This is a genomic window from Chryseobacterium sp. FR048 (assembly GCF_056844665.1).
Map to the genome: position 1 here is coordinate 364046 of NZ_JBXDSE010000004.1, position 22107 is coordinate 386152.

The 22107-nt window shown below is 37.0% G+C and carries 12 protein-coding genes and 1 tRNA gene; 6 read left to right on the forward strand and 7 right to left on the reverse strand.

Going from position 1 to position 22107, the window contains the following annotated elements; translation table 11 throughout:
* Positions 1–23 precede the first annotated feature (23 nt).
* Positions 24–1850 carry a hypothetical protein gene (locus tag AC106K_RS14200; RefSeq protein WP_482446188.1) on the forward strand — a complete coding sequence of 609 codons (1827 nt, stop codon included), beginning with the start codon at positions 24–26 and terminating at the stop codon, positions 1848–1850.
* A 34-nt stretch (positions 1851–1884) separates the two neighbouring features.
* On the opposite strand, the gene AC106K_RS14205 is transcribed toward AC106K_RS14200, so the two are convergent.
* Positions 1885–3057 carry a tyrosine-type recombinase/integrase gene (locus tag AC106K_RS14205; protein WP_482446189.1) on the reverse strand — a complete coding sequence of 391 codons (1173 nt, stop codon included), beginning with the start codon at positions 3055–3057 and terminating at the stop codon, positions 1885–1887.
* 181 nt (positions 3058–3238) lie between these two features.
* A tRNA-Arg gene (locus AC106K_RS14210) sits at positions 3239–3312 on the reverse strand.
* Between the two features lie 59 nt (positions 3313–3371).
* Here AC106K_RS14210 and AC106K_RS14215 point away from each other — a divergent pair.
* From AC106K_RS14215 to AC106K_RS14225, 3 genes are read left to right on the forward strand one after another with little or no spacing between them, the layout of a single operon-like run.
* Entirely contained in the window at positions 3372–4418 is a 1047-nt protein-coding gene (locus AC106K_RS14215; protein WP_482446190.1) for an ABC transporter substrate-binding protein, read from the forward strand.
* Positions 4419–4463: 45 nt separating this feature from the next.
* Positions 4464–5108 (forward strand): monofunctional biosynthetic peptidoglycan transglycosylase, encoded by a 645-nt coding sequence (gene mtgA / locus AC106K_RS14220; protein WP_482446191.1) that lies wholly within the window; start codon positions 4464–4466, stop codon positions 5106–5108.
* Positions 5109–5121: 13 nt separating this feature from the next.
* Positions 5122–7152 carry a recombinase gene (locus AC106K_RS14225; RefSeq protein WP_482446192.1) on the forward strand — a complete coding sequence of 677 codons (2031 nt, stop codon included), beginning with the start codon at positions 5122–5124 and terminating at the stop codon, positions 7150–7152.
* 56 nt (positions 7153–7208) lie between these two features.
* Here the strand turns inward: AC106K_RS14225 and AC106K_RS14230 are convergent, their stop codons facing one another.
* The 5 genes from AC106K_RS14230 to AC106K_RS14250 all read right to left on the reverse strand — a co-directional run bounded on the left by AC106K_RS14230 (position 7209) and on the right by AC106K_RS14250 (position 10291).
* Complete coding sequence (locus tag AC106K_RS14230; protein ID WP_185289724.1) at positions 7209–7373, reverse strand: hypothetical protein; 165 nt, start codon at positions 7371–7373, stop codon at positions 7209–7211.
* Between the two features lie 104 nt (positions 7374–7477).
* Entirely contained in the window at positions 7478–7771 is a 294-nt protein-coding gene (locus AC106K_RS14235; protein WP_482446193.1) for a hypothetical protein, read from the reverse strand.
* 1 nt (position 7772) lies between these two features.
* The gene (locus AC106K_RS14240; protein ID WP_482446194.1) at positions 7773–8456 is read right to left on the reverse strand and encodes a hypothetical protein; all 684 of its coding nucleotides are present in this window, start codon (positions 8454–8456) and stop codon (positions 7773–7775) included.
* Positions 8453–9532: a DNA replication/repair protein RecF gene (recF, locus tag AC106K_RS14245; RefSeq protein WP_047096109.1), complete on the reverse strand. Its 1080-nt coding sequence runs from the start codon at positions 9530–9532 to the stop codon at positions 8453–8455. Before recF ends, AC106K_RS14240 begins: the two co-directional genes overlap by 4 nt.
* 3 nt (positions 9533–9535) lie before the next feature.
* The gene (locus tag AC106K_RS14250) at positions 9536–10291 is read right to left on the reverse strand and encodes a UbiA prenyltransferase family protein (protein WP_482446195.1); all 756 of its coding nucleotides are present in this window, start codon (positions 10289–10291) and stop codon (positions 9536–9538) included.
* An 18-nt stretch (positions 10292–10309) separates the two neighbouring features.
* Between AC106K_RS14250 and AC106K_RS14255 the strand changes: the two genes are divergently transcribed.
* Both AC106K_RS14255 and AC106K_RS14260 read left to right on the forward strand, forming a co-directional pair.
* The gene (locus AC106K_RS14255; protein WP_482446196.1) at positions 10310–16210 is read left to right on the forward strand and encodes an alpha-2-macroglobulin family protein; all 5901 of its coding nucleotides are present in this window, start codon (positions 10310–10312) and stop codon (positions 16208–16210) included.
* 11 nt (positions 16211–16221) lie between these two features.
* The gene (locus AC106K_RS14260) at positions 16222–22107 is read left to right on the forward strand and encodes an alpha-2-macroglobulin family protein (protein WP_482446197.1); all 5886 of its coding nucleotides are present in this window, start codon (positions 16222–16224) and stop codon (positions 22105–22107) included.

Below are 22107 nucleotides of genomic sequence, written 5' to 3' on the forward strand. Positions count from 1 at the left end.
TCTTTCATTTTTGTAAAAAAAATATGAAAGACTGTATTATTACTGACGAATTTATTATAGATCTTACTTACGTTAAAACTAATTTTACGGAGGAAAATCCCCGCTTTAAAGATACTTTTTGGACCAAATATACACTCCCGGTTGATATTCAGCTTACACGTGATTTTAAAAGTAAAGTAGGAAACTATTCTTCTTTTATTGCGATGAATCTTAGAAAGAATCAAGATTGTTACCATGTGTTTGAAGGAAAAATATTTAAAGGCAAACTAGAAATTTCCGATATCCGAAAAAAAACTATAAAAATACAGGTGGATAGCGGTTTTGAAACTTTACCAAATTTTGAAAAGAAACTCAATGAGCTGCCTTTTGCAGTTATAAAAGTTGATGATATCTACAGTCATGCAAATAGTATTGTAACCAAAAAATATCCGGAAGTAAATTACAATTTTCCTAAACTTATTCCTGTTGAATATAACAAAGACAGTCCTGAATGGAAATATTTTGGCGGTTTTTTAAACAATAGGATCTCTACACCACAAGGCTCAATATTTCCAGAAAATACAGTAGAAAATTCAATGGATGTTTATAATAGAAATATTATCCATCCACTGATTTATTTAATTCACATGTTGATAGTAGGCTTTGAAGATGCTGGCTTCATTTTAATGGGGGATATTTTAGAAGATAGGTTTTTACAAAATCGCTGTGTTTATTCCGGGGAAAAATATTATAGTACCGGGAATCAGGAATATCAAAAAGTAAATGTATTCCAGCTTGAATTTTTTGATCACGAGGATTTTTCAGGTAATATCTTTGGACATTGGGAAAAAAATATTAAAATCGATGCTCCTGGTAAATACAGATTAATAGGGTATGCCTTCACGGAAAATAGTGGGAATTGTACTTTAGAAGTTTTTAGAAATGGAGCTTCTATCTCCGTTATTGGGAGTGGTACCACATCTGACAAACTTTCATTTGATATAGTAATAGATGTTAGTATAGATGAAGCAGAGGCCGGAGTAGATTTGAAATTATTATATTTTGGTAAAGCAATCAATGATAAAAGTAATAACGAAGGAGTTAATATTGGAGTAGCAGAAATACAATTGAATCCAATAAGACAAAATACAGCCGATGGAACTGCAATACCATTCATTTTTAATACTGATCGTATTGACCTAAAAAAAGCCTGTCCTGATATGACTTTTGGTGAAATAGTTACAACAATAAAGAATTGGAGAAACTACGAATTAATTTTTGAAGGAAATAGGGTATTTATGAACACTATCAAAATTGATAAGACTAGAGATCCGGAAGATTTTAGACCCTATGAAATTGAGCAGCCTTTAATAAATTTTACTGAAAAGCAGTCATTTAATCTTAAGTTTCCAACGGTTGAAGGTCTTTCTTTGGATAATATTTATTATGATGAAAATGGTTATACACTGAATAAAAATACAGATGGAGACCAAACCACTGAAATTCCAATTAATGGTTTTTGTCTGCCTTTAGAGAAGACAAATGGAGTTACAACAGCAAAAACGTTCCAAGAAAATAGCCTGATGCTTGTATATTATGATGGACTAAATGAAAATGCAGATAATCACGCAAAAAACCCTCCTGGGTTACACGGTGTTCAATTAGCAGAAGAAAATAAAGAGTGGTTTATGAATCGACTTACTAACTTTATTTTTAGATGGACTTTTACTATTTATAAAAGTAAATTGAGAAAATTCAATATAAGATCTGAAATATTTGCGTACAATAAAAAGCATTGGATCAAGAGTTGGGTGAAAAATTCAATCTCCAAAAAGAAATACTCTGTAGAAATAGAAACGGAAACGTATTAAGAAAGCCCCCTTTTTTTTTAGGGGCTTTTATGTTTTAATCTAATAAAGTCAAAGTGTCAACAATCTCATCCTCCACAATATGAACATAGATCATTGTTGTTGATATTTTAGAGTGTCCTAATAAAATCTGTAAATCTTCTACCTTACCGCCTTTACGAAGATAATTTGTAGCAAATGTATGTCGGGCTACGTGAGCTGAAACTTTTTTTCTTATTCCTAAAAAAGAGCAGATCACTTTTATAGTTTCATTTATTGTTTTAGCAGTAATTTTATTAACAAACAGGCTTTGATCATGATCAAGAATTTTACGACAAGTAACATTTGTCATTAAAATTTGTTGTTTTTTTGATTTTTGATTCCAGAAATTAAAATAACCATCAGTAAGCTCATGTCTGTTAAGTTTTCGGAGGTCTTCTATACGAAGTCCAGTCATGCAATTAAATAGAAAATATCCTAATACTCTACGTTGGTGTTCCGGAATGAAAGAGGAAAAATAAAATTCTTTCATGCGATCTACTTCCGCAATTGTAAGGTTTGTTCTATGTGATTTATGCTGCTTTATCTTTATATCGTCAAGATCTATATTTATAACGAAGCCTCTTTTTTTAGCAATTTTAATATAGTGCTTTATAATTTTTATGTTACTATCAATGGTTACTTCTGCATTTCCTTTTTTTGAGGATAAATATTTTCTGTATTTTTTAATAAAGACATCATTAATTTCTCCAAATATGATACTAGATTTATACTCTTTCAGTTTTTCCAGTACAACCTTATGATTGTCTTTTGTGTCGAAAGTAATTTCTTTTAAATTCATTTCATATTCCATAAATGGAATGAAATCAATTGCAACATCAGGATATTTTAATAGCTGTGCGCATTTATCAACCGTTAAAACTTGATTATTAAGTCGAAATTGGATTTCAATCTTATTAATCTGAGCTTTTACATCTTTTATTATAAGATTATAAATATCAAGTTCTGGATTTTTAATAACTTGTTTTTTTGGATCCCAATCCGATTTGGTTAAAAAAATATCTGCTGGTATTCGTTTTCTTTGTCCGTGAATGTACAAATTGATATACAATGGATATTTTCCTTCTTTGTTTTTGTAGTCTGTTTTTAAGTAAAAAGAATATTTCATAGCTTTTATTATTGTAGTAGTGCTATGAAAAATCGACGAATAATTTTGTGCTGTTCCAATCATAGTTAAAAGTTTAAATTTTAACCGGTTGATTTTGTCACTGAAAAAAAAATTAGTGTCACAGTTGGTGACAAAAAAAGGAATAATAAGCATAAATTATATAAAATGGATCATTCCAATATAACCGTAATGCTTATTATTCCTGTATTTTGTAAAAATTCTTAAAATAGAATTCTTACATAAGTGACCTCGACAGGATTCAAACCTGTAACCTTCTGAGCCGTAATCAGATGCGCTATTCAGTTGCGCCACGAGGCCGTTTATTTTGTTATTGTTTAACGGTTGCAAATATACCACTTTTTTCCGTTCTTTGAAACATGAAAAAGAAAATTTTACTTTTATTTACGGTATTTTCGCTAATTGCCTGTAAAAGAGAAACAAAAATTTCGTCCTCAGATTGGACAAATATCTCAAATCGCACCCAATACAAGGAACAAGATGGAAGTTTGGAGCTGAAATCGGGAAATTTCACCTACAATTTCAAGCAAAATCAAACTCCTTTCAAGAAAATCATCCTACTTAATGCAAGTATGGCGGGGTATATTTCAGAGCTTGGAGCAGAAAATTTAATCATTGGAGTGTCAAGTCCTGAGTATATTTATTCAGAAAAAATCCAAAATCTGATTAAAGAAGGAAAAATTCAGAATGTAGGAAGCGATCAGAAGTATGATGTGGAGAAAATTATTTCCATGAAACCGGATGCGATTTTCACCAATTATATTGCAAGTTTTGATAATGCATATCAGTTATTGAAGAACAATGGAATTCAGGTGATATTTCTGGATGAGTACATGGAGCAGCAGCCATTACAGAAGACCGCTTATATCAAACTATTCGGGGAATTCTTAGGAAAAGAAAAAGAAGCCGTAGCTCAATACCAGGAAGTAGAGAAAAACTATAATGATCTGAAAAAACTGGCATTGACAGCAAAAGAAAAACCTGTGGTTCTGGCCAATGAAATGTATGGGGATGTGTGGTATCTTCCAGGAGGAAACACTTCCGTGGCGCATTATATTGCAGATGCCAACGCAAACTATATCATGAAAGATAATAAAGATGAAAAGGCTTTAACGATGAGCTTTGAAGAAGTCTATGCAAAGGCTGGTGGCGTTCAGTATTGGGTAAATGCAGGAAGTCATACCTCTAAAAAAGAAATGCTGGGAATGAATCCTTTCTATGGAAAACTGGAGGTATTCAACAAGGGGAAAATATACACGATCGCAGGAAAAGAAAAGATGAAAGCCAACGATTTCTTCGAAAGTGGGGTAGTGAGAGCTGATCTGATCCTTAAAGATTATATTAAAATCTTTCATCCTGAACTTTTACCGGATTACCAGCTTACTTATATGAAAGAATTGCAGTAACTCGCAGTATTTTTGCTTATTTTTGCCTTTCCTTTTTATTACGATATGTGGAAAAGAATTAAACAGTTTATTTTCATCGTTCTTGTATTGAACGTGGTTTTCATCATTTGGGGGAGATTTTTCAATCCACCCATTACCCTTACCCAGATAGGAGGTCTTTTTGAATATGGAAAACTGCACAGAGATTATATTTCCTATGATGAAATGGGAAGCAATGTGAAAAAAGCAGTGATCGCTTCTGAAGACCAGAAATTCTTTGATCATGACGGTTTCGACTATACTGCTATTGAAAAAGCAATGAAGTATAACGAAAAAGGTAAAAAAATAAGAGGCGGAAGTACCATTTCCCAGCAGACGGCAAAGAATGTCTTTCTTTGGCAGGGCAGAAGCTGGGTGAGAAAAGGCCTGGAAGCGGTTTATACCTTCATTATAGAAAAAGTATGGAGCAAAGACATTATCCTTGAAAGATACCTGAATTCCATTGAAATGGGGCAGGGAGTATTTGGTGTAGAAGCAGCAGCCCAATATTATTTCGGGAAATCATCTAAAGATCTAAGTGCTTCAGATGCAGCCTGGATTGCCGCTGTATTGCCCAATCCGAAGAAGTATGATCCTAAAAATCCTTCCCCTTATCTGAGAAAGAAACACAATTGGATCATGAGACAGATGAGGAATGTGAGTTTGAAATAGTATCTTTGTACTAATGAAATTCTTTAATTCCAGCACAAATTTTGAGTCAGTTCTTAAAAAATACTTTTCTTTTAAGAACGAAACCCTTTCTTTGGAACCGTTTGCCGAGTTTTTGGAGAGCGTAAAGATGGCAGACTTTACAGATGTGCTCAATTTTCTGAGAAGCAATCCCAATTTTGCTGAAAACTTTAAGCATTATATTCATAATATCTTCAAAGGAAGGCCCTTCAATCTTTCTTTGACGGAAGCCAACATTCTTTCAGAAAACGCCTTCTTTCCGGAACTTAAAAAAAGAATCCTGAACAAGGTTTTACCTCCCGTAGAAAACGAAAAAACGGTGTGGTATATGATCGATAATGTGAGTTTAAGACCAAAAAAAGATCTTAAATACCTGCACAATCTTCCGGAAAATGAAGTCAATGAATTTCTGAACCTGCTGGATGCTTCAGATTTTATCATCAAGCCTAATGTAAAAAAAGAACTGATCTTCTCGATGAACATCCTCTCCTGGAGGGTAACGGGAATGGCAATGGAAGTGGAAGTGGTAAGAATGGCTCCTCAGTACAGGAACCTTTCCAATCCTTTTCTTGCCCTGCAGAATGAGTTGGAAGCATTGGCGGATGACCTTGTGAAAGATCCCGGACTGCAACTGCATTCTAAGGACAGCAGATACAAGCAGATTAAGATCTATGCAGAACAGTGCCAGGAATTCGTTAATATTGCTTTTAAAAACTCTGCCAAATACGGTATCTCAGGAAAGATCAACCAATCATTGCTGAAGATCCGCCAGCAGACAGAAAGGATCTATGAAATTGTACAGTTGTTGGTGATTGACTCTGAAGAAGATGTCCTGATCAAATCTAAGCAGTTGGTCTTTAATATCCTGAATTATAAATCGCATAAGAACAATATTGCCGACCTGATCAACGACAGTACGAGGCTGATTTCGCATCTTATTACCAACCATACTGCCGAAGCAGGTACCCATTACATCACCTCTACCCGCAAAGAATATATGACCATGTTCTACAAAGCGAGTGGGGGCGGAATTATCGTAGGTGCGCTCTGCGTTCTGAAAATGCTGTATGGGTATATTCCCGGGAGCGACTTCTCCCACGCGTTTTTATATTCAATGAATTATGCGATGGGATTTGTAATGATCTACCTGATGGGGTTCACGCTTGCTACCAAGCAGCCGGCCATGACGGCGGCAACGATGACCAAAGTACTTTCTGAAGAAGGAAACGGGCAGAGAGATAATACAGAATTTGCCCATCTTGTATCAAAACTCTTCAGAAGTCAGTTTATTGCTTTTGTAGGGAATGTATTACTTGCATTTCCGGTAGCTTTGGCTATTATCTATGGTTTAGACGTATTCTTTTCTCAAAACCTTGCGGTTGAAAGATCAGACAAATTGCTGAAAGACCTTGATCCATTCAAATCCAAAGCGATTCTGCATGCCTCTATAGCTGGATTCTATCTCTTTATTTCAGGGATTATTTCCGGAAATATCGGAAACAATTCCGTTTTCTACCAGATCCCGGAAAGAATTGCCAAAAACCTTTCGATCAGAAGCTTTTTCGGGAAGAAATTTGCCAAAGGACTATCAAAATATTATGCTAAAAACTGGCCGGGAATCGTTTCCAATTTCTGGTTTGGGGTTTTCCTTGGGGCTACAGCTCCCGTAGGATTATTCTTTGGCCTTGACCTGGACATCAGACACATTACTTTTGCTGCAGGTAACTTTGCTTTAGGATTGTATGGGAAAGACTTCTCAGTAGATTCCTATACATTCTGGATCTCTTTTGTAACAGTATTCTTAATCGGATTCTTCAACTTCCTGGTAAGTTTCAGTTTATCCATGTTCCTGGCATTTAGATCAAGAAAGATGAACTTTGGGCAGGTAAGCGAGATTTACAAAGAGATTTTCAGATATTTTATGAAGCATCCATTGAAGTTTTTCTTTCCTTTACGTTCAGGATTGGATAAAAAAGCAGATGATTTGATGAGCAGTACAAAATCTAATAAATCAGAAGAACATTAATAAAATAAGAAAGCTACCATTTTTTGGTAGCTTTTTTCTATAAAATAAGTGATTGATTATACACAATAAGGAAGTTCCGGACATTCTGCTGGCAATTGCTCCCAAAACCCACATCCTGTCATATCTATGCAGCTTACTGCACAACACACCATTTGTCCCGCTCCTTGAACTTTTTTTAATGATTCTCTTGATAATTTCTTCGACTTAAGTACTTTTTTCATGGTAAATATTATTTTTTAGGTACTTAAATATATCACTTTATTTCGAAATATGTTTAATTATTTTAAAAATAAATTTTCTGTAACATCGATGAATAGGAGGAGATTTACAAAATCTGAAGATCATGAAACTGTTCCGTACCAAATTTATCCTGGAACTTCTTCAGATAGAAACCTTTACGCATTTTGAAATCGTGCTTCAATAATGGCGAATCAATTTTGATAATGATGCATCCGTTTTCAAGATTCACACTGCGAATCTCCTTAAACAGGCTTTCATCAAGGTAATCTTCAAGAAAATCCTTGATCTCAAATGCCACAAGTTTACCCTCAAAGCCATAAATCCTGGCAAAAGACTTCACCAGTTCAGACGATTGATATTCACGTTTTTTCTTCTTCATACTATTTTCTCTCTATAAATTCAGTAGTTAATCCTTTACTTTTAAAGAACTTTTCCAGTTCAGGGTAAAGGTATTCACAGGCTTCAATAGGCTCCAGCATTTTTCTGGGTAAAGACTCTATACCTGAACACTCAAAGCATATTTCAAAAAAGGCAAAAACCTTGTCGTTTTTATCATAAAACAGGATCGCATTTCTTGGGAAAAAACAGCCGCTTGTGGAGACAACGCCTATATAATATTTTCCGCAGGTATTGTAAATGACATCCGTCAATTCAGCAACTTCAGATGAAGTTAACGTCCTCGATTCCTGAATGCCTTCAAAAGCGGAATGATCAATAGCTTCCCTTAATTCAAATCTCTTATTTATTTTAATACTGTCGTAATATCTTGTAATCCGGGCAGAATCTTCCTTGGTTTTTGGCGGTGGTGGTAATGGTATATAAGTACTGGCACTGCTTTTCTTTAAATTCAGATTATAAGAAATGATTTTTACCTGAGTCGCTTTATTGAAAGGAAATCTGGCCATTCTCTTATCGAGTGGGATAGGCTTGAAATCTTTTCTAAGATCACCATCCTTATAAGAATTATATTCTGATAGAAGATCTACAGGCTTTCTCTTTTTCTTCTGACTGAAAGAAAAAAGAAAACAGAATGAAAATAGGATAAGTAAAACTTTTTGTATCATATCTCAAAGATTATACTTTCTTCATTGATTTTTTTTACCACACTTTCCGTTCTTTCCCTGTGGGTATCCGTAATAAAGATTTGCCCGAAGCTTTCTTTGTTGACCAATTCGATCAGTTGAGAAACCCTGGTGTCATCAAGCTTATCAAAAATATCATCAAGCAGCAGGATAGGCGTCTTTTTTGTCAGTTCCTTTACCAGACTCATTTGTGCCAGTTTTAAGGAAATAAGAAACGATTTCTGCTGTCCCTGAGAACCTATTTTCTTGATCAGAACATGATCCATCTCAAAAAGAAGATCATCTTTATGAATTCCTTTTGAAGTATAAGTCAGCATACGGTCTCTTTCAAGGCTTTCCTTTAAAAGGTGTTCAAAAGAGTTTTCAAGCAGGTGAGATTCATAGAGCACAGATACGGCTTCTTTTCCACCCGAAATAATCTGATAGAAATTCTGAACGATAGGGTTCAGCTGTCGTACAAAGTCTTTTCTTTTAGTAAAGATCTTAGTCCCGAATCGGATGATGGGATCGTCATAGATCTCCAGTGAATCCTTATCCCAGGTTCTGTTTTTGGCAAAATATTTTAATAAGGCATTTCGTTGCTGAATCGTTTTCTGATACTGAATAAGATCAAAAAGATATTCAGAATCGGTCTGGGAGATCATCGCGTCCAGAAACTTACGTCTGCTTTCCCCGGAATCTGAAATAAGATTGGAGTCATAAGGCGAGATCATCACACTGGGCAGATAGCCAATGTGATCGGCAAGCCTGTCATAGCTTTTATCGTTCTTTTTGATGACTTTTTTAGCTTCTCTGGGTTGGGTAATTCTGATGATGTCATCGCTGTCATCATTCAGGATCTCAGCATCGATGGTGAAAAAATCCTCTTCACTCTTAATATTGTTGAGGTCCGTATTTCCCAAAAAGCTTTTCCCTACGGATAAATAATGCAGGGCATCCAGAATATTGGTCTTTCCCACACCGTTATTCCCTACAAAACAGTTGATTTGCGGGGAAAATTCAAACTTTTTTTCAGAGTGGTTTTTGAAATTGTATACGGAAAGCTTTTTGATAATCATTCGTCAAAAATACTCCATTATTAGTAAAAATAAAAAAGGAAGTGCAGAACAAGTTTCGACCCCGAATGAAAAATAGGCGTCATCTCTTTTGTTTTCAGAGAAATAAATAAAAATATAGCTGATGATACTGCTCATAAAAAAAGCCAGGCCGTATGATGGCTGAAGATAGAAAATCCCGATGACCGTACTGATGAAAACCAGAGCATAGGCAATGTATTTTGTGTTCTGAACACCAATCATCATAGGAAAGGTTTTTACCGTATCACTATTCATATCCCGGATGTCGAACGGAAGAACGAGTGCCGTGATAAAGAAAAAGCTGATCAAAAAAATAGGAATACTGAATTCAGGAAGAGTAAGCCAGCAGTTGACCAATGCCCAGACCAGTCCTACATAAAAGACTTTCAGTAAAGGGATCTTTCGGATGTAAACCTCAAGAAAAAAACTGTTGTAAAGCAATCCCAGTACTACAATGATGAACCATTTCAAAAGCCTTATTTCATTGTGATTGTGAATGATCAGAAAAGCACATCCGATTCCGGCAACAGCATTTACAACCAGTATTTTTAAGAAATGTTTGGTGTATTGATATTTAGTGTACAGATAACCACTGAAATAGGTGATGAAAATCAACAGAATAGTAGGGAAACGGAATGTGTTTTGCTCCTTCATAAAAAATACTGCAAAAAGGGTTCCCATCAGAGAGACATATAGCTGGCTGTCTATGATGTATTTTTTCAGTATTTTTAAAACATTCATTTATCAAAATTAATACCTATGAAAATTATCTCCAAATCTGTTCTTCTCTTTTTTGCTTTTTCATGCATATTTTCCCATGCACAGCAGTTTTATGAAGAACAGTGGAAGAAAATAGCAGAAAGTTATCAGAATGGAACCTTTAAATCTAACCTGCCCGTTGTTCTTGAGATTCAGAATAAAGCGGTAGCAGACAACAATACTACGGAGATTATCAAATCTCTGAAGGCAGAATTTGCCATCTATAAAGCCACTCAGGATGATCCGAAAAACGACTATGCTTCCGTTTTTTTCTCCAAGATCAGCAATATGGAGAAACGGCTGAAAAATGATGATCTGCTTTTCTTCAAAGTACTGGAGATTGAATTTTTTGAGAATTATTATGACCTTAAAAAATGGGAAATCCAGAAAAGGACGAATATGGCTAAAGGTGATCTTTCAGAAATAGAGTCCTGGACAAAGCTCGATTTTAAGAATTTTTACCTGAAGAGATTTGCAGAAATGACAGCCGCGGATGATAAGCTCAGGAAAATCAGTATGGATAAATATAAAGATGCTTTTGAAAATGAGCGTGACTTTCAGTTTTTCCCAACACTCTACGATTGGAACGTTAAAAAGAATATAGACTTCCTGAATAACAGTGATATATTCACCAAGGATGAATTAAAGGAAAACCAGGTGGTTATTCTGGCTTTGTACCAAAATCTGATTGATGCTAATACCGGTAATTCCAGATTATATTTCCAGCACCAGAAGCTGATCTATGAAAACAATACAAAAAAAGATGGGAAGCTTCTTGAGAAACAGATTGCTTTGGTAAACTCTTCTGTAAAAGGAGATTATAAGATTTTTATTGTAAAGGATGCGGTACAGGGGCTGATCAATACATCCAAATTCAACCAGGCTGTAGACTTGATCGATAAAATGAAAAAAGAATACCCTGAGTCAAAATTTCTGAGCAATATCATTCAGCAGGAAAAACAGATAAAAACATCCTCTGTTTCTCTTTTCTTTGAAACTCACAACGAGCCTGGAAAGCCTATTCAGATAGTAGCAAGCCATAAAAACGCAGACCATTTTGTTCTTAAAATATACCAGCTCAATGATATTATCAAGCAGCTGAAATATCTGGGGTCTTTGGGCTATGGCCGGCATTACCTCACCAATGAAGACTATGACAAAATAAATAAGACTCTGGTGAGAACAGATACCTTTACACTTCCCAACAAAAAAGATTATCTGGGATATAGCACAGCGTTAGAAATAGAAGCGCTTCCGAAAGGAATATATTTGGGAGAATATATTAATGGAGATAAGGTTTCAAAATTCATGTTTATTGTAACCTCTTCCAGAGTTATTTATGATGAAAAGAAAGATTATATTCTGGTTGACCGCGAGACCGGAAAATTAAAGCCCAATACCAGGCTTTTTAAATATGATTTTGCAGATTATTCTGGTATAGACGAAACCAAACTGATGATTGCTACGGATAATCTGGCAAGATTTACGTCAGAAAAAGTAGAATATCAGACGTATCGTCATCTGTTCTATGATCCGGCAGGAAATAACTATAATATAGTACAGAGTCCCTATCTTACCAGATCTTATGAGGATTATTACCCTATTACTCAGTTTTTCCTGGACCGCCAGATCTTCAGGCCTGGGCAAACTATTTATTTTAAAGGCATCTCTACCTATGCGGATAAAGAGAAAAAAAGAGAAACGCTGATTATTAACAATGAGCAGACAGTCACTTTGTATGATGTCAATAGCCAGGTGATCAGTTCTCAGAAATTCACGACCAATGCATTCGGGTCTTACAGCGGGAGCTTTGTTTTACCAAAAGACAAGCTGAATGGTCAGTTCAGGATTGAAGTGTCGGGAGAATATAAAGGAAATAGCATCTATGGAAGCAGGTCCTTCTCTGTAGAAGAATATAAGCGTCCTAAATTTGAGATCACTTTTGATACCATCAAAAAAGAATATAAATATGGAGAGACCATCGAGCTGAAAGGGAAGGCTGTTACGTTCTCAGGAATTCCGTTGAGCAATACCAATGTTAACTACGAGATTAAAAGAGAGAATATCCGTCAAAGGTATTTCTGGTGGTATCCTTATGATCACTCCGATAATGAAAACTCAATCCTTGGAAAGGCAGAAACCAATGAAAAAGGAGAATTCGTGATTAAGATCGACCTTAAAAAAGATGAAAATACAGAAGGAATACAGGTTCACAACTATAAAGTAAAAACTTCGGTAACGGACATTAATGGCGAGACCCAGTCGGCAGAAACGGATGTGAAGGTGGCTTCAGTAACCCATTATTTAAAAACCGATGAAATAAAGCAGGTTTCTGCGGAAGATAACCTGAAAATAAAAGTCACCGCTTTCAATTACAATGATGTTTCTGTAAACAAAAGCTACAAAGTAAAACTGATACAGCTGAAGCAGCCAAATCGGGTGTTGAGAAGCAATTTTGAACAGAATGTTCAGAATCTACCGTCAATGTCCAGAAGTGAATTCCTGAAAAAATTCCCACATGACCGCTACGACCAGTCTGAAAATCGTAAAAATTGGGAGACCCTGAGAACTCTTATAGACGAAACAAAAGATGGCAAAGAACTGAATCTGGGTCATCTGGAACCGGGAGATTACAAACTTTTGGTATATAATGTCGAAGGAAAAGATACCATAAAAGTGGAACAGAACTTTGATGTCTGGAGTAAAAAAAGACTGGGTAAAGATCAGTATCCGTTTCTAAAAGTGGTAGGCCCGAAAGATGAGGTTGTAAGAGGTTCCCAGGCTGTTGTGTATGCTTATTCTGCAATTCCTGATGCCTTTGTGAATGTTTATTTACAGAATGGGCAGGGGAAAAAGACGATGGAAAGAAGGAAGTTTACCAATGGCGTTTTAGCGTATAGCTTTCCCGTATCATCGGAAAAAAATACTACAAAATACAATGTACAGTTTGTATTGGCTTCCTATAATGATGTACAGAATCAATATGCCCGAATCAATATTAAAAATGAAAAAGATCCATTGAAAATTGAGCTGACGACTTTCAGAGATAAAGTTGAGCCCGGATCTAAAGAAAAATGGAGCATTAAGATCTCAGGAAGAAACAATGAAAAAGTAGTCGCTGAGGTACTTGCCAATATGTATGACAAATCTTTGGATAAGTTCGCTCCCAATACCTATAGCTTTGTAAAATCTTATATACCTGTAAATCTCATAGAAGATTACAACGTCAGAAACCTTACGCAGACACTGGAATGGTATCAGCGGGTGAATTATGAAGAAACCAAAGGGATTTATATTCCGAAGTTCAATTGGTTTGATCAAAATATATTTTACAAATTGATGCAGAAATATGGGCTGACTGTAGATACGGACGGTGATGGGATTGATGATATGGTTGATGCCTGTCCTACCGTTCCTGGAATTGATTCTTACAATGGATGTCCAAAGCCAAAAAGTATGACTGCAATGGAAGTAAGTAGTGTAAGAGAGGAAAGAGTAAGGAGTCGATTTGACAATGATGATAAAATGGGAGCCGCAGATAAAAAGCAGGCAACGGAAGCAAAACAGAAAGAAGACCTGAATGATGTGAAAGCCCGTCAGAACCTTAACGAAACCGCATTTTTCTATCCGAATCTGAAAACCAATGCCAATGGAAGCATAAGTTTTGAGTTTACAACACCAGAAGCTCTTACCAAATGGAAACTGATGTTTCTGGCTCATACTACAGATGTGAGAACAGCAGTTCTGGAGAAAGATATTATTACCCAGAAAAAACTTTCCGTAAATCCTAACTATCCAAGATTCCTGAGAGAAGGCGATGAACTGAATTTTCAGACAAAAATATCCAACCTTACCGATAAGACGATGTCCGGAGCAGCTTCTCTGCAGATCCTCAATGCTGAGACCAATGAAGATATTTCTCAGCTGTTCGGAATTAGTTCATCAGTACAGAATTTTGAGGTAAAAGACACCGGAAATTCCGTGGTGAACTGGAAGATAAAAACACCGTTCAACAAAGTTTCGTCCATCATCATCAAAGTAGTGGCAAAAGCAGGATCGTATTCTGACGGAGAACAGATTCCTGTTGCTGTACTTTCCAATAGAATGCTGCTTACGGATGCGGTTCCGATCTTTGTGAAAGAAGGCCAGACCAAAACATTTACCCTTGATAATCTCAAAAATAACACCTCTGCAACAGCAGAAAATATCAGCAATACCCTGGAACTGAAAACCAATGCGGTTTGGGAAATCCTTTTTGCCCTTCCGGATCTGAGCCGCAATTTGAATATTTCTTCTGATGAGATATTCAATACCTGGTTTGCAGACATTGTGGGAACCGAAATCTTTAAAGCCAATCCGAGGATGAAAGCTGTTTTCGATGAATACAAAAGTGCAGACCTTCTGAAAAGCAATCTTGAGAAAAACCAGGAATTGAAGCAGGTCTTGCTGGAAGAAACCCCTTGGGTACTGAATGCCAAATCGGAAACCGAAACCATGAACAGAATTTCAAGACTTTTCGAAGTCAATATAATGAAAGCATCCATCAACAGAGATTGGAAGCTGCTTTTGGAATTTCAGAACAGTGACGGAGGCTTCCCATGGCTGCCGGGATTCAGAAGTTCATATGTTTCTTCATTATACATCCTCAAAAATCTTGGGAAAATAAACGAATGGCTGAAAGGAGGAATATCTGAATATCAGTCGGGACAAGACAGCATGGTATCCCGCTTGATTCATTATATCGACAGGGAGCTGGAGACCCACTGGAAAGAAAATGAAGACACCCCATGGAGCAACTTTGCACTGGATTATCTGGATGCAAGACGGTATTGGGAAAAAGAATATCCGCTGCAGGGAACCGGTGCAAGTCTTAAAAAAAGCATTATCACCCGTGCCGATAAATTTAAAATTACAGATTTTACCTTCTTCGGACTTCACAGAGCAGCGCTTATCTATGACAGCTACGGACTGAAAAATACCTCTGAAAAACTGATTAAATACCTTAAAGAAACTTCAGTGTCTTCAGAAACACAGGGCGCTTACTGGAAGCAAAACCTCAATGACTGGGGCTGGTATGAATCTAAAGCCGTGAACCACGCCGGAGCCATAGAAGCAATCAGCAAAGTTACCCCGAAGGATGTTGATTTTATTGAAGAATCAAAAGTATGGCTGGCTACCCAGAAAGAAACCAATTCGTGGGGGAATTCCAGAACAACCGCTGAAATTATTTATACCCTGATGAATTCCGGAAAATCATGGACTACCCCTGACGCGGATAAAGCAACAGTAATTTGGGGTGGCAAGGAAGTGTCGCCACAGACGAAAACAACAGGCTTCCTGAAGCAGACAATATACTCTGATAAGGTTGATAAAAAGCTGGCTGAAGTTACCGTAACAAAACCCGGCCCGGGAATTGCACAAGGTGGATTGTTCTGGCAGTATTATGAAAACCTTGAAAGTGTAAAATCTACAGAAACCTATCTTTCTATGACAAGAGAATATTATAAAAAGATAAAAACGACAAACGGCGAAGAGCTGGTCAAAATTACAGAGAGCAGTCCGCTTGCTGTAGGAGATCGGATTACCGTAAGGATGATTCTGAATACAGACCGTCCGATGCAGTATGTTCACCTGAAAGATATGCGAGCTGCAGGGCTTGAGCCTGTAGATGTACTTTCCGGGTATCAGTATAAAAATAATCTGGGCTATTATCAGGCAACCAAAGATGCCTCTACCAACTTCTATATTTACTACATGCCGAAAGGAAAATATGTATTTGAATATGATCTGGTATGTAATGCTTCAGGGAGTTTCTCCAGTGGTTTTGCCACCCTGCAGAATTACTATGCGCCTCAGATGAATGCCCGAACCAAAGGAGATAAATTAGAAATTAAAAAATAAACAGTTACCAAATGAGAAATGTCAGACTATTGATCATGTTGCTGTGTTTTAGCTTGTATTCTAAAATGCATGCACAGCAGTATTACGACGGACAATGGAAAAAGATTATGGAAAACAGCAGCAGAGGAGCTTATAAATCTAATCTTCCCATTATTTCAGAAATACAAAAGCAAGCTATGAAAGAAAATAATACCCTTCAGCTGATCCGTTCCCTGAAATCGGAATTCAATATTGTCAACCAGACGGTGGATGATGATCAGAATAATGCTGCTTCAAAGTTTTTCAAAAAACTTCAGGAAACAGAAGGAAAATTAAAAGGACAGGATAAATTGGTATATCAGGTTCTGCTAAGTGGTTTTTTAATGGATTATTATGAGCAGAATCAGTGGCGGATCAATGGGAGAACCAATATCAATTCTCAGGATGTTACTCAGATTGAAACCTGGAGCAAGCTTGATTTTAAAAACTACCTGAAGAAAACCTATCAGGAACTTGATCTTCAGGATCAGGAAATGAAAAAAGTTGCTCTGAAAAAATACAGCGGATTGTTTTCAGAAAGCAAGGATATTGCCTTTTTCCCTACGTTATCAGATTGGTATTCGCTGAAAAAAATAGAATTCTTATCATCAGGCACTCTTTTTACAAAGAATGAACTTACGGAAAATACGATTCAGATCAATACTATTTATGACGGTCTGATCGCTCAGAATACGGGAAATCCGAAGCTGTACTTCATGAATGCAAAGCTGGTGAAGAATTGTGATCTGAATCGTTGTAAAAATAAACTTGAGCCGCTTCAGAACCTTGTAAAATCCGGTGAAGAAGGAGACTACAAAGTATTTATCATGGGGGATATTATGGATGAGCTTGTTGATCAAAAGAAAACGAAAGAAGCTCTTGAAGTAGCAGCCCAGGCGAAAAGCCAATATCCGAAATCTCCTTATCTGGGAAATATTAAAAACAGAGAAGAGCAGATTGTCAATCCTGTACTGAGCATTAAATATGAATCTCAGACGCAGAATAACAAGCCCATTCATTTTGTGGCAGAATATAAAAATGTAACAGAGTTCTCTTTAAACATCTATGAAGTAAAAGGCGACTTTATGTCACTGATGCAGTATGTTCAGAGTCCCTACAACAATTCATTTGCAAAAGTGAAAAAAAGTCTGGTAAGAAAAGAAACCTTCCAGCTTGCTGCCCCGAAAGATTATCAGCCTCATAAAACTTCTCTGGAGATCCAACCACTTCCATCCGGAGTTTATCTTGCTGAATATCTCGTAGCGGGAGAAAAGATGAAATCAGATGAGGAGCCGCAGAATCTCTATTTTCTGGTTTCAGGAAATAAAATTATTTATCAGTCGAAAACAGATAGAAACGTACTTACAGATGAACTGAAACTGGTTAACAGTGAAAACGGGAAACCACAGACCAACGAAAATCTTACTTTTTATGAATTTGTATCCAACAGAACTTTAAACAAATTAGAAGGAAAGACAGACGAAAAAGGCGTTTTTAAATTTCCGGCCACTGCAAGCAAAGAATATTACAGAACCTATCTGATTCAACAGCCTAAGACAAATGATTTCCAGATCATGCAGGTCTATGGTAACGGAACTTATAATGAAAATTACAATCCGAATAAGCAGACCCGTACTACGGCACAGATCTTTACAGACAGAGCCATCTACCGCCCGGGGCAGACCGTTTACTTTAAAGTGATCAATACCAGAATTGAAAAAGAAGTAGAATCTGTGATTTCCGGGCAGAAACAAACGATCACTTTGCTGGATGCCAATAACCAGGAAGTTTCTTCGCAGGACTTTACCACCAACGAATTTGGTTCCTATCACGGAAGTTTTGTTCTTCCCAAAGGAAAGCTGAACGGTACTTTCTATATAAGAACCGTAGGTGAACCGCGTGGATCTAAAAATATCAGAGTAGAAGAGTATAAAAGGCCCAAGTTTGAAATCACTTTTGATCCCGTAAAAGAAGAATACAAATATGGACAAACCATAGAACTTAAAGGAAAAGCCCATATGTTTTCCGGGGTAGCGCTAAGCAATACCACTGTAAATTATGAAATCAAAAAACGGAATATCAGATGGATGTATTTCCGCGGATACCCGAATGACGGAGGAAATGAAAACTCGATTCTTGGTGAAACCAAAACCAATGAAAAAGGAGAATTTACCATTCGCCTGGACCTTAAAAAAGATGAAAAACTGGAAGGAATACAAATTGATAATTATGAGATCAATGCTTCCGTTACAGACATTAATGGTGAAACACAGACGGCAGATACCCAGCTGAAAGTATCTTCGGTTTCCCATTACATCAAGGCGGACGACATCAAAGATGTATTCAACGATGAAAATGTAAAGCTTAAAGTAGAAACCAAAAACTATAACGAGCAGAATCTTAAGAAACCCTATCAGGTAAAACTGTCAAAACTTTCCGCACCGGACAGGATCTTCAGAAGCAATTTCAAATCTGAGATTCAGAATCTTCCGAAATATTCAAAAGAAGAATTTATCGGCAAGTTCCCGCACGATCTTTTTGATAAGAATGATGAAATCAAAAACTGGAAAACAGAAAAGACAGTTGCTGAAAGACAGCAGCAGCCTTCAGAAGAATCTCTGGATCTTGGGAAGTTAGAGCCCGGAGACTACCAACTGGAGCTGTTCAATATCGAAGGCAAAGACACCATACAGTCTTCTCAATATTTCAGTGTTTGGGACAAAGGAGCTTTGAAACCGGCTCAGAAAACATTCCTGACGATTATAGCACCTAAGGGAGAGCAGACAAGAGGAGAAAAAGCAAAAGTCTATGTATTTTCTGCAATTCCTGATGCTTTGGTAAATGTTTTTGTACAGGACGGATCCGGTAAAACTATTGCAGAAAGCTATCCTCTGAAAAAAGGAATGCTGGAATATATGGTTGAGATTCCTAAAGATAAAAGTGTATCTGATCTGAATCTTCAGTTTCAGGTCGTGGCTTTTAATGACGTCAATACACAGACTGCTGTTTTAAAAATCAAAGATACCGAGAGTCCATTAAAAATCGAAACCGTTACTTTCAGAGATAAACTGGAACCAGGTTCAAAAGAGAAATGGACGGTAAAAGTAACTGGGAATGATAAAGAGAAAATCAATGCCGAAGTGCTGGCCAATATGTATGATATGTCTCTGGATCAGTTTACTGTGAACACTTACAAATGGAACCGATTGTATGCACCATATAGAAGAATTACCACATACGACATCAGAAATTATCTGGAAGAAAGAGTATATCAGAAAAGATTGAGCTATTTCAATGGCAGCAGTGTGGAGGTTCCTGATTTTAACTGGTTTGATGGATATGACAATTTTATTGCTCTGCAAGGAGATGCAGCAGGGGCAATGGAAGGAACTAAAAATGCAGCATATTCACCGCCACCACCATCTACAGGAGCAAAGGCCAGTGTAATGATGAAGAGGTCTGCGGATAAAATGGAAATCATTCAGAATGTTGTTCCTGCACCAGTAAAAGCTCCGAAATCTGAACTTCCGCCATTACCGGCAGAGCAGGAGAATCTTGAAAAAGTAGCTGTCCGTATGAACCTTAATGAGACTGCATTCTTCTATCCGGATCTGAAAACTGATGCCGAAGGAAATGTCAACTTTGAATTCACTTCTCCGGAAGCATTGACAAAATGGAAACTGATGTTCCTGGCACATACCAAAGATGCAAGAGCCGCAACACTGGAAAAAGAGGTAGTGACCCAGAAAGAATTCTCTGTAACTCCGAATTATCCAAGATTTTTAAGAGAAGGAGACGAACTCAACTTACAATCGAAGCTGTCAAACCTTACCGATAAAAAATTAAGCGGTACCGCCGAGTTACAGATCTTAGATGCCTTCACCAATGAAAATATATCTTCAGTTTTTGGAGTAGCATCAGGCGTACAAAACTTTAATTTAAATGAAAACGGAAACGGAGAACTTACATGGAAACTGAAAGTTCCGAACAATGTTTCATGCATTATTGTAAAGGTCGTAGCCAAGGCTGGAGCTTATTCTGATGGTGAGCAGCAGGCTATTGCTGTATTGCCAAACAGAATGCTGGTAACAGATGCCGTTCCTGTTTTTGTAAAAGAAGGAGAAACGAAGACATTTGTTTTAGATAATCTTAAAAATAATACTTCTTCAACAGCGGCTAATGTTTCAAATACTTTGGAATTGACCACGAACCCGATCTGGGAAATCATGTTTGCCCTTCCAAGTCTGAAAAACGATCAGAACAATTCTGCCGATGTCATTTTCAACAAATGGTTTGCAGATGTACTGGCCTCAGAAGTATTTAAAGCCAATCCGAAAATGAAAAACGTTTTCGAAGAATATCAGAATAAAGGATTATTAAATTCTAATCTTGAGAAAAATCAGGAGCTGAAACAGCTGTTATTAGAAGAGACTCCGTGGGTATTGGAAAGCAAAAATGAAGGCGAGCAGATGCAGAAACTGGCACTATTGTTTGATGCCAATACGATGAGGAATTCAATCAATCAGGATTGGAGTGATTTCAAAAAACTGCAGAATCCGGACGGAGGTTTCTCATGGTATGCAGGCTATCCGAGCTCTTACGGAACATCTTTATATATTCTTAAAAATCTAGGAAAGATCAATGCCTGGTTAAAAGAAAATGTGAAAGATTACCAAAGTGCAGATCAGCAGGAATTGGTTACAAAACTGATTCAGTATGTGGATACCGAAATCAATAAATATACGGATCTGAAAAAAGGAAACGTCTGGAACAACTGGACCCTTGATTATCTGGATACCCGAAATTATTGGGAAAAACAATATCCTTTAAAAGGAAAAGGGGCCGCATTGAAAGCGCTGGTAAAGCAAAAAGCAAAAACAGCCAAAATCACAGACTTCACTTTCTTCGGACTTCACCGTGCTGCGTTGCTGATGAATGACTATGGATTGAAAGCCGTTTCGGATAAACTATTGACTTATCTTAAAGAAACTTCCACAGACACCAAAACACAAGGCGTTTACTGGAAGCAGAACTTAAATGACTGGGGCTGGTTCGGCTCAAAAGTAGTGAACCATGCAGGAGCATTAGAAGCATTCAACAAGTTGAAACCTGCTGACCAGAATTTTATAGAAGAGATGAAAATATGGTTGGTTACACAAAAAGAAGTAAACTCATGGGGAAGCTCAAGAGGAACCTCAGAAGTGATCTTTACGATACTGAATTCAGGAAAATCATGGACGGGTACTGAAAGCGACAAAGCAACCATTGTATGGGGCGGAAAAGAACTGGCTCCTCAGACACAGGCAACAGGATATGTGAAATCAGCCGTAAAATCAGAGACGATAGACAAAAATCTGGCAACAGTGACGGTAACAAAACCTGGTCCGGGAATTGTTCAGGGTGGTTTATTCTGGCAGTATTATGAAGACCTGGATAAAATAAAATCTTCTGAAAACTATATTTCCGTGACCAAAGAACTTTACAAAAAAGTAAAAACCGTAAACGGAGAAGAGCTTCAGAAAATTTCACCGGAAACCCCATTGAAAGTTGGCGATAAAGTGACCGTAAGAATGATTCTGAACACAGACAGAGCGATGGAATTTATCCATATTAAAGATATGCGTGCTGCAGGATTCGAGCCAACGGATGTTTTATCCGGGTATCAATGGAAAAATAATCTGGGCTATTATCAGTCAACAAAAGATGCCTCTACCAATTTCTATATCCAGTATATGCAGAAAGGGAAGTATGTGTTTGAGTATGATGTGGTTGCTAACGCCTCAGGGAAGTTCTCCAACGGGATCACAACGATGCAGAATTATTATGCTCCACAGATGAATGCACACACAAAAGGAACGGGTGTTCAGATTTTGGAATGA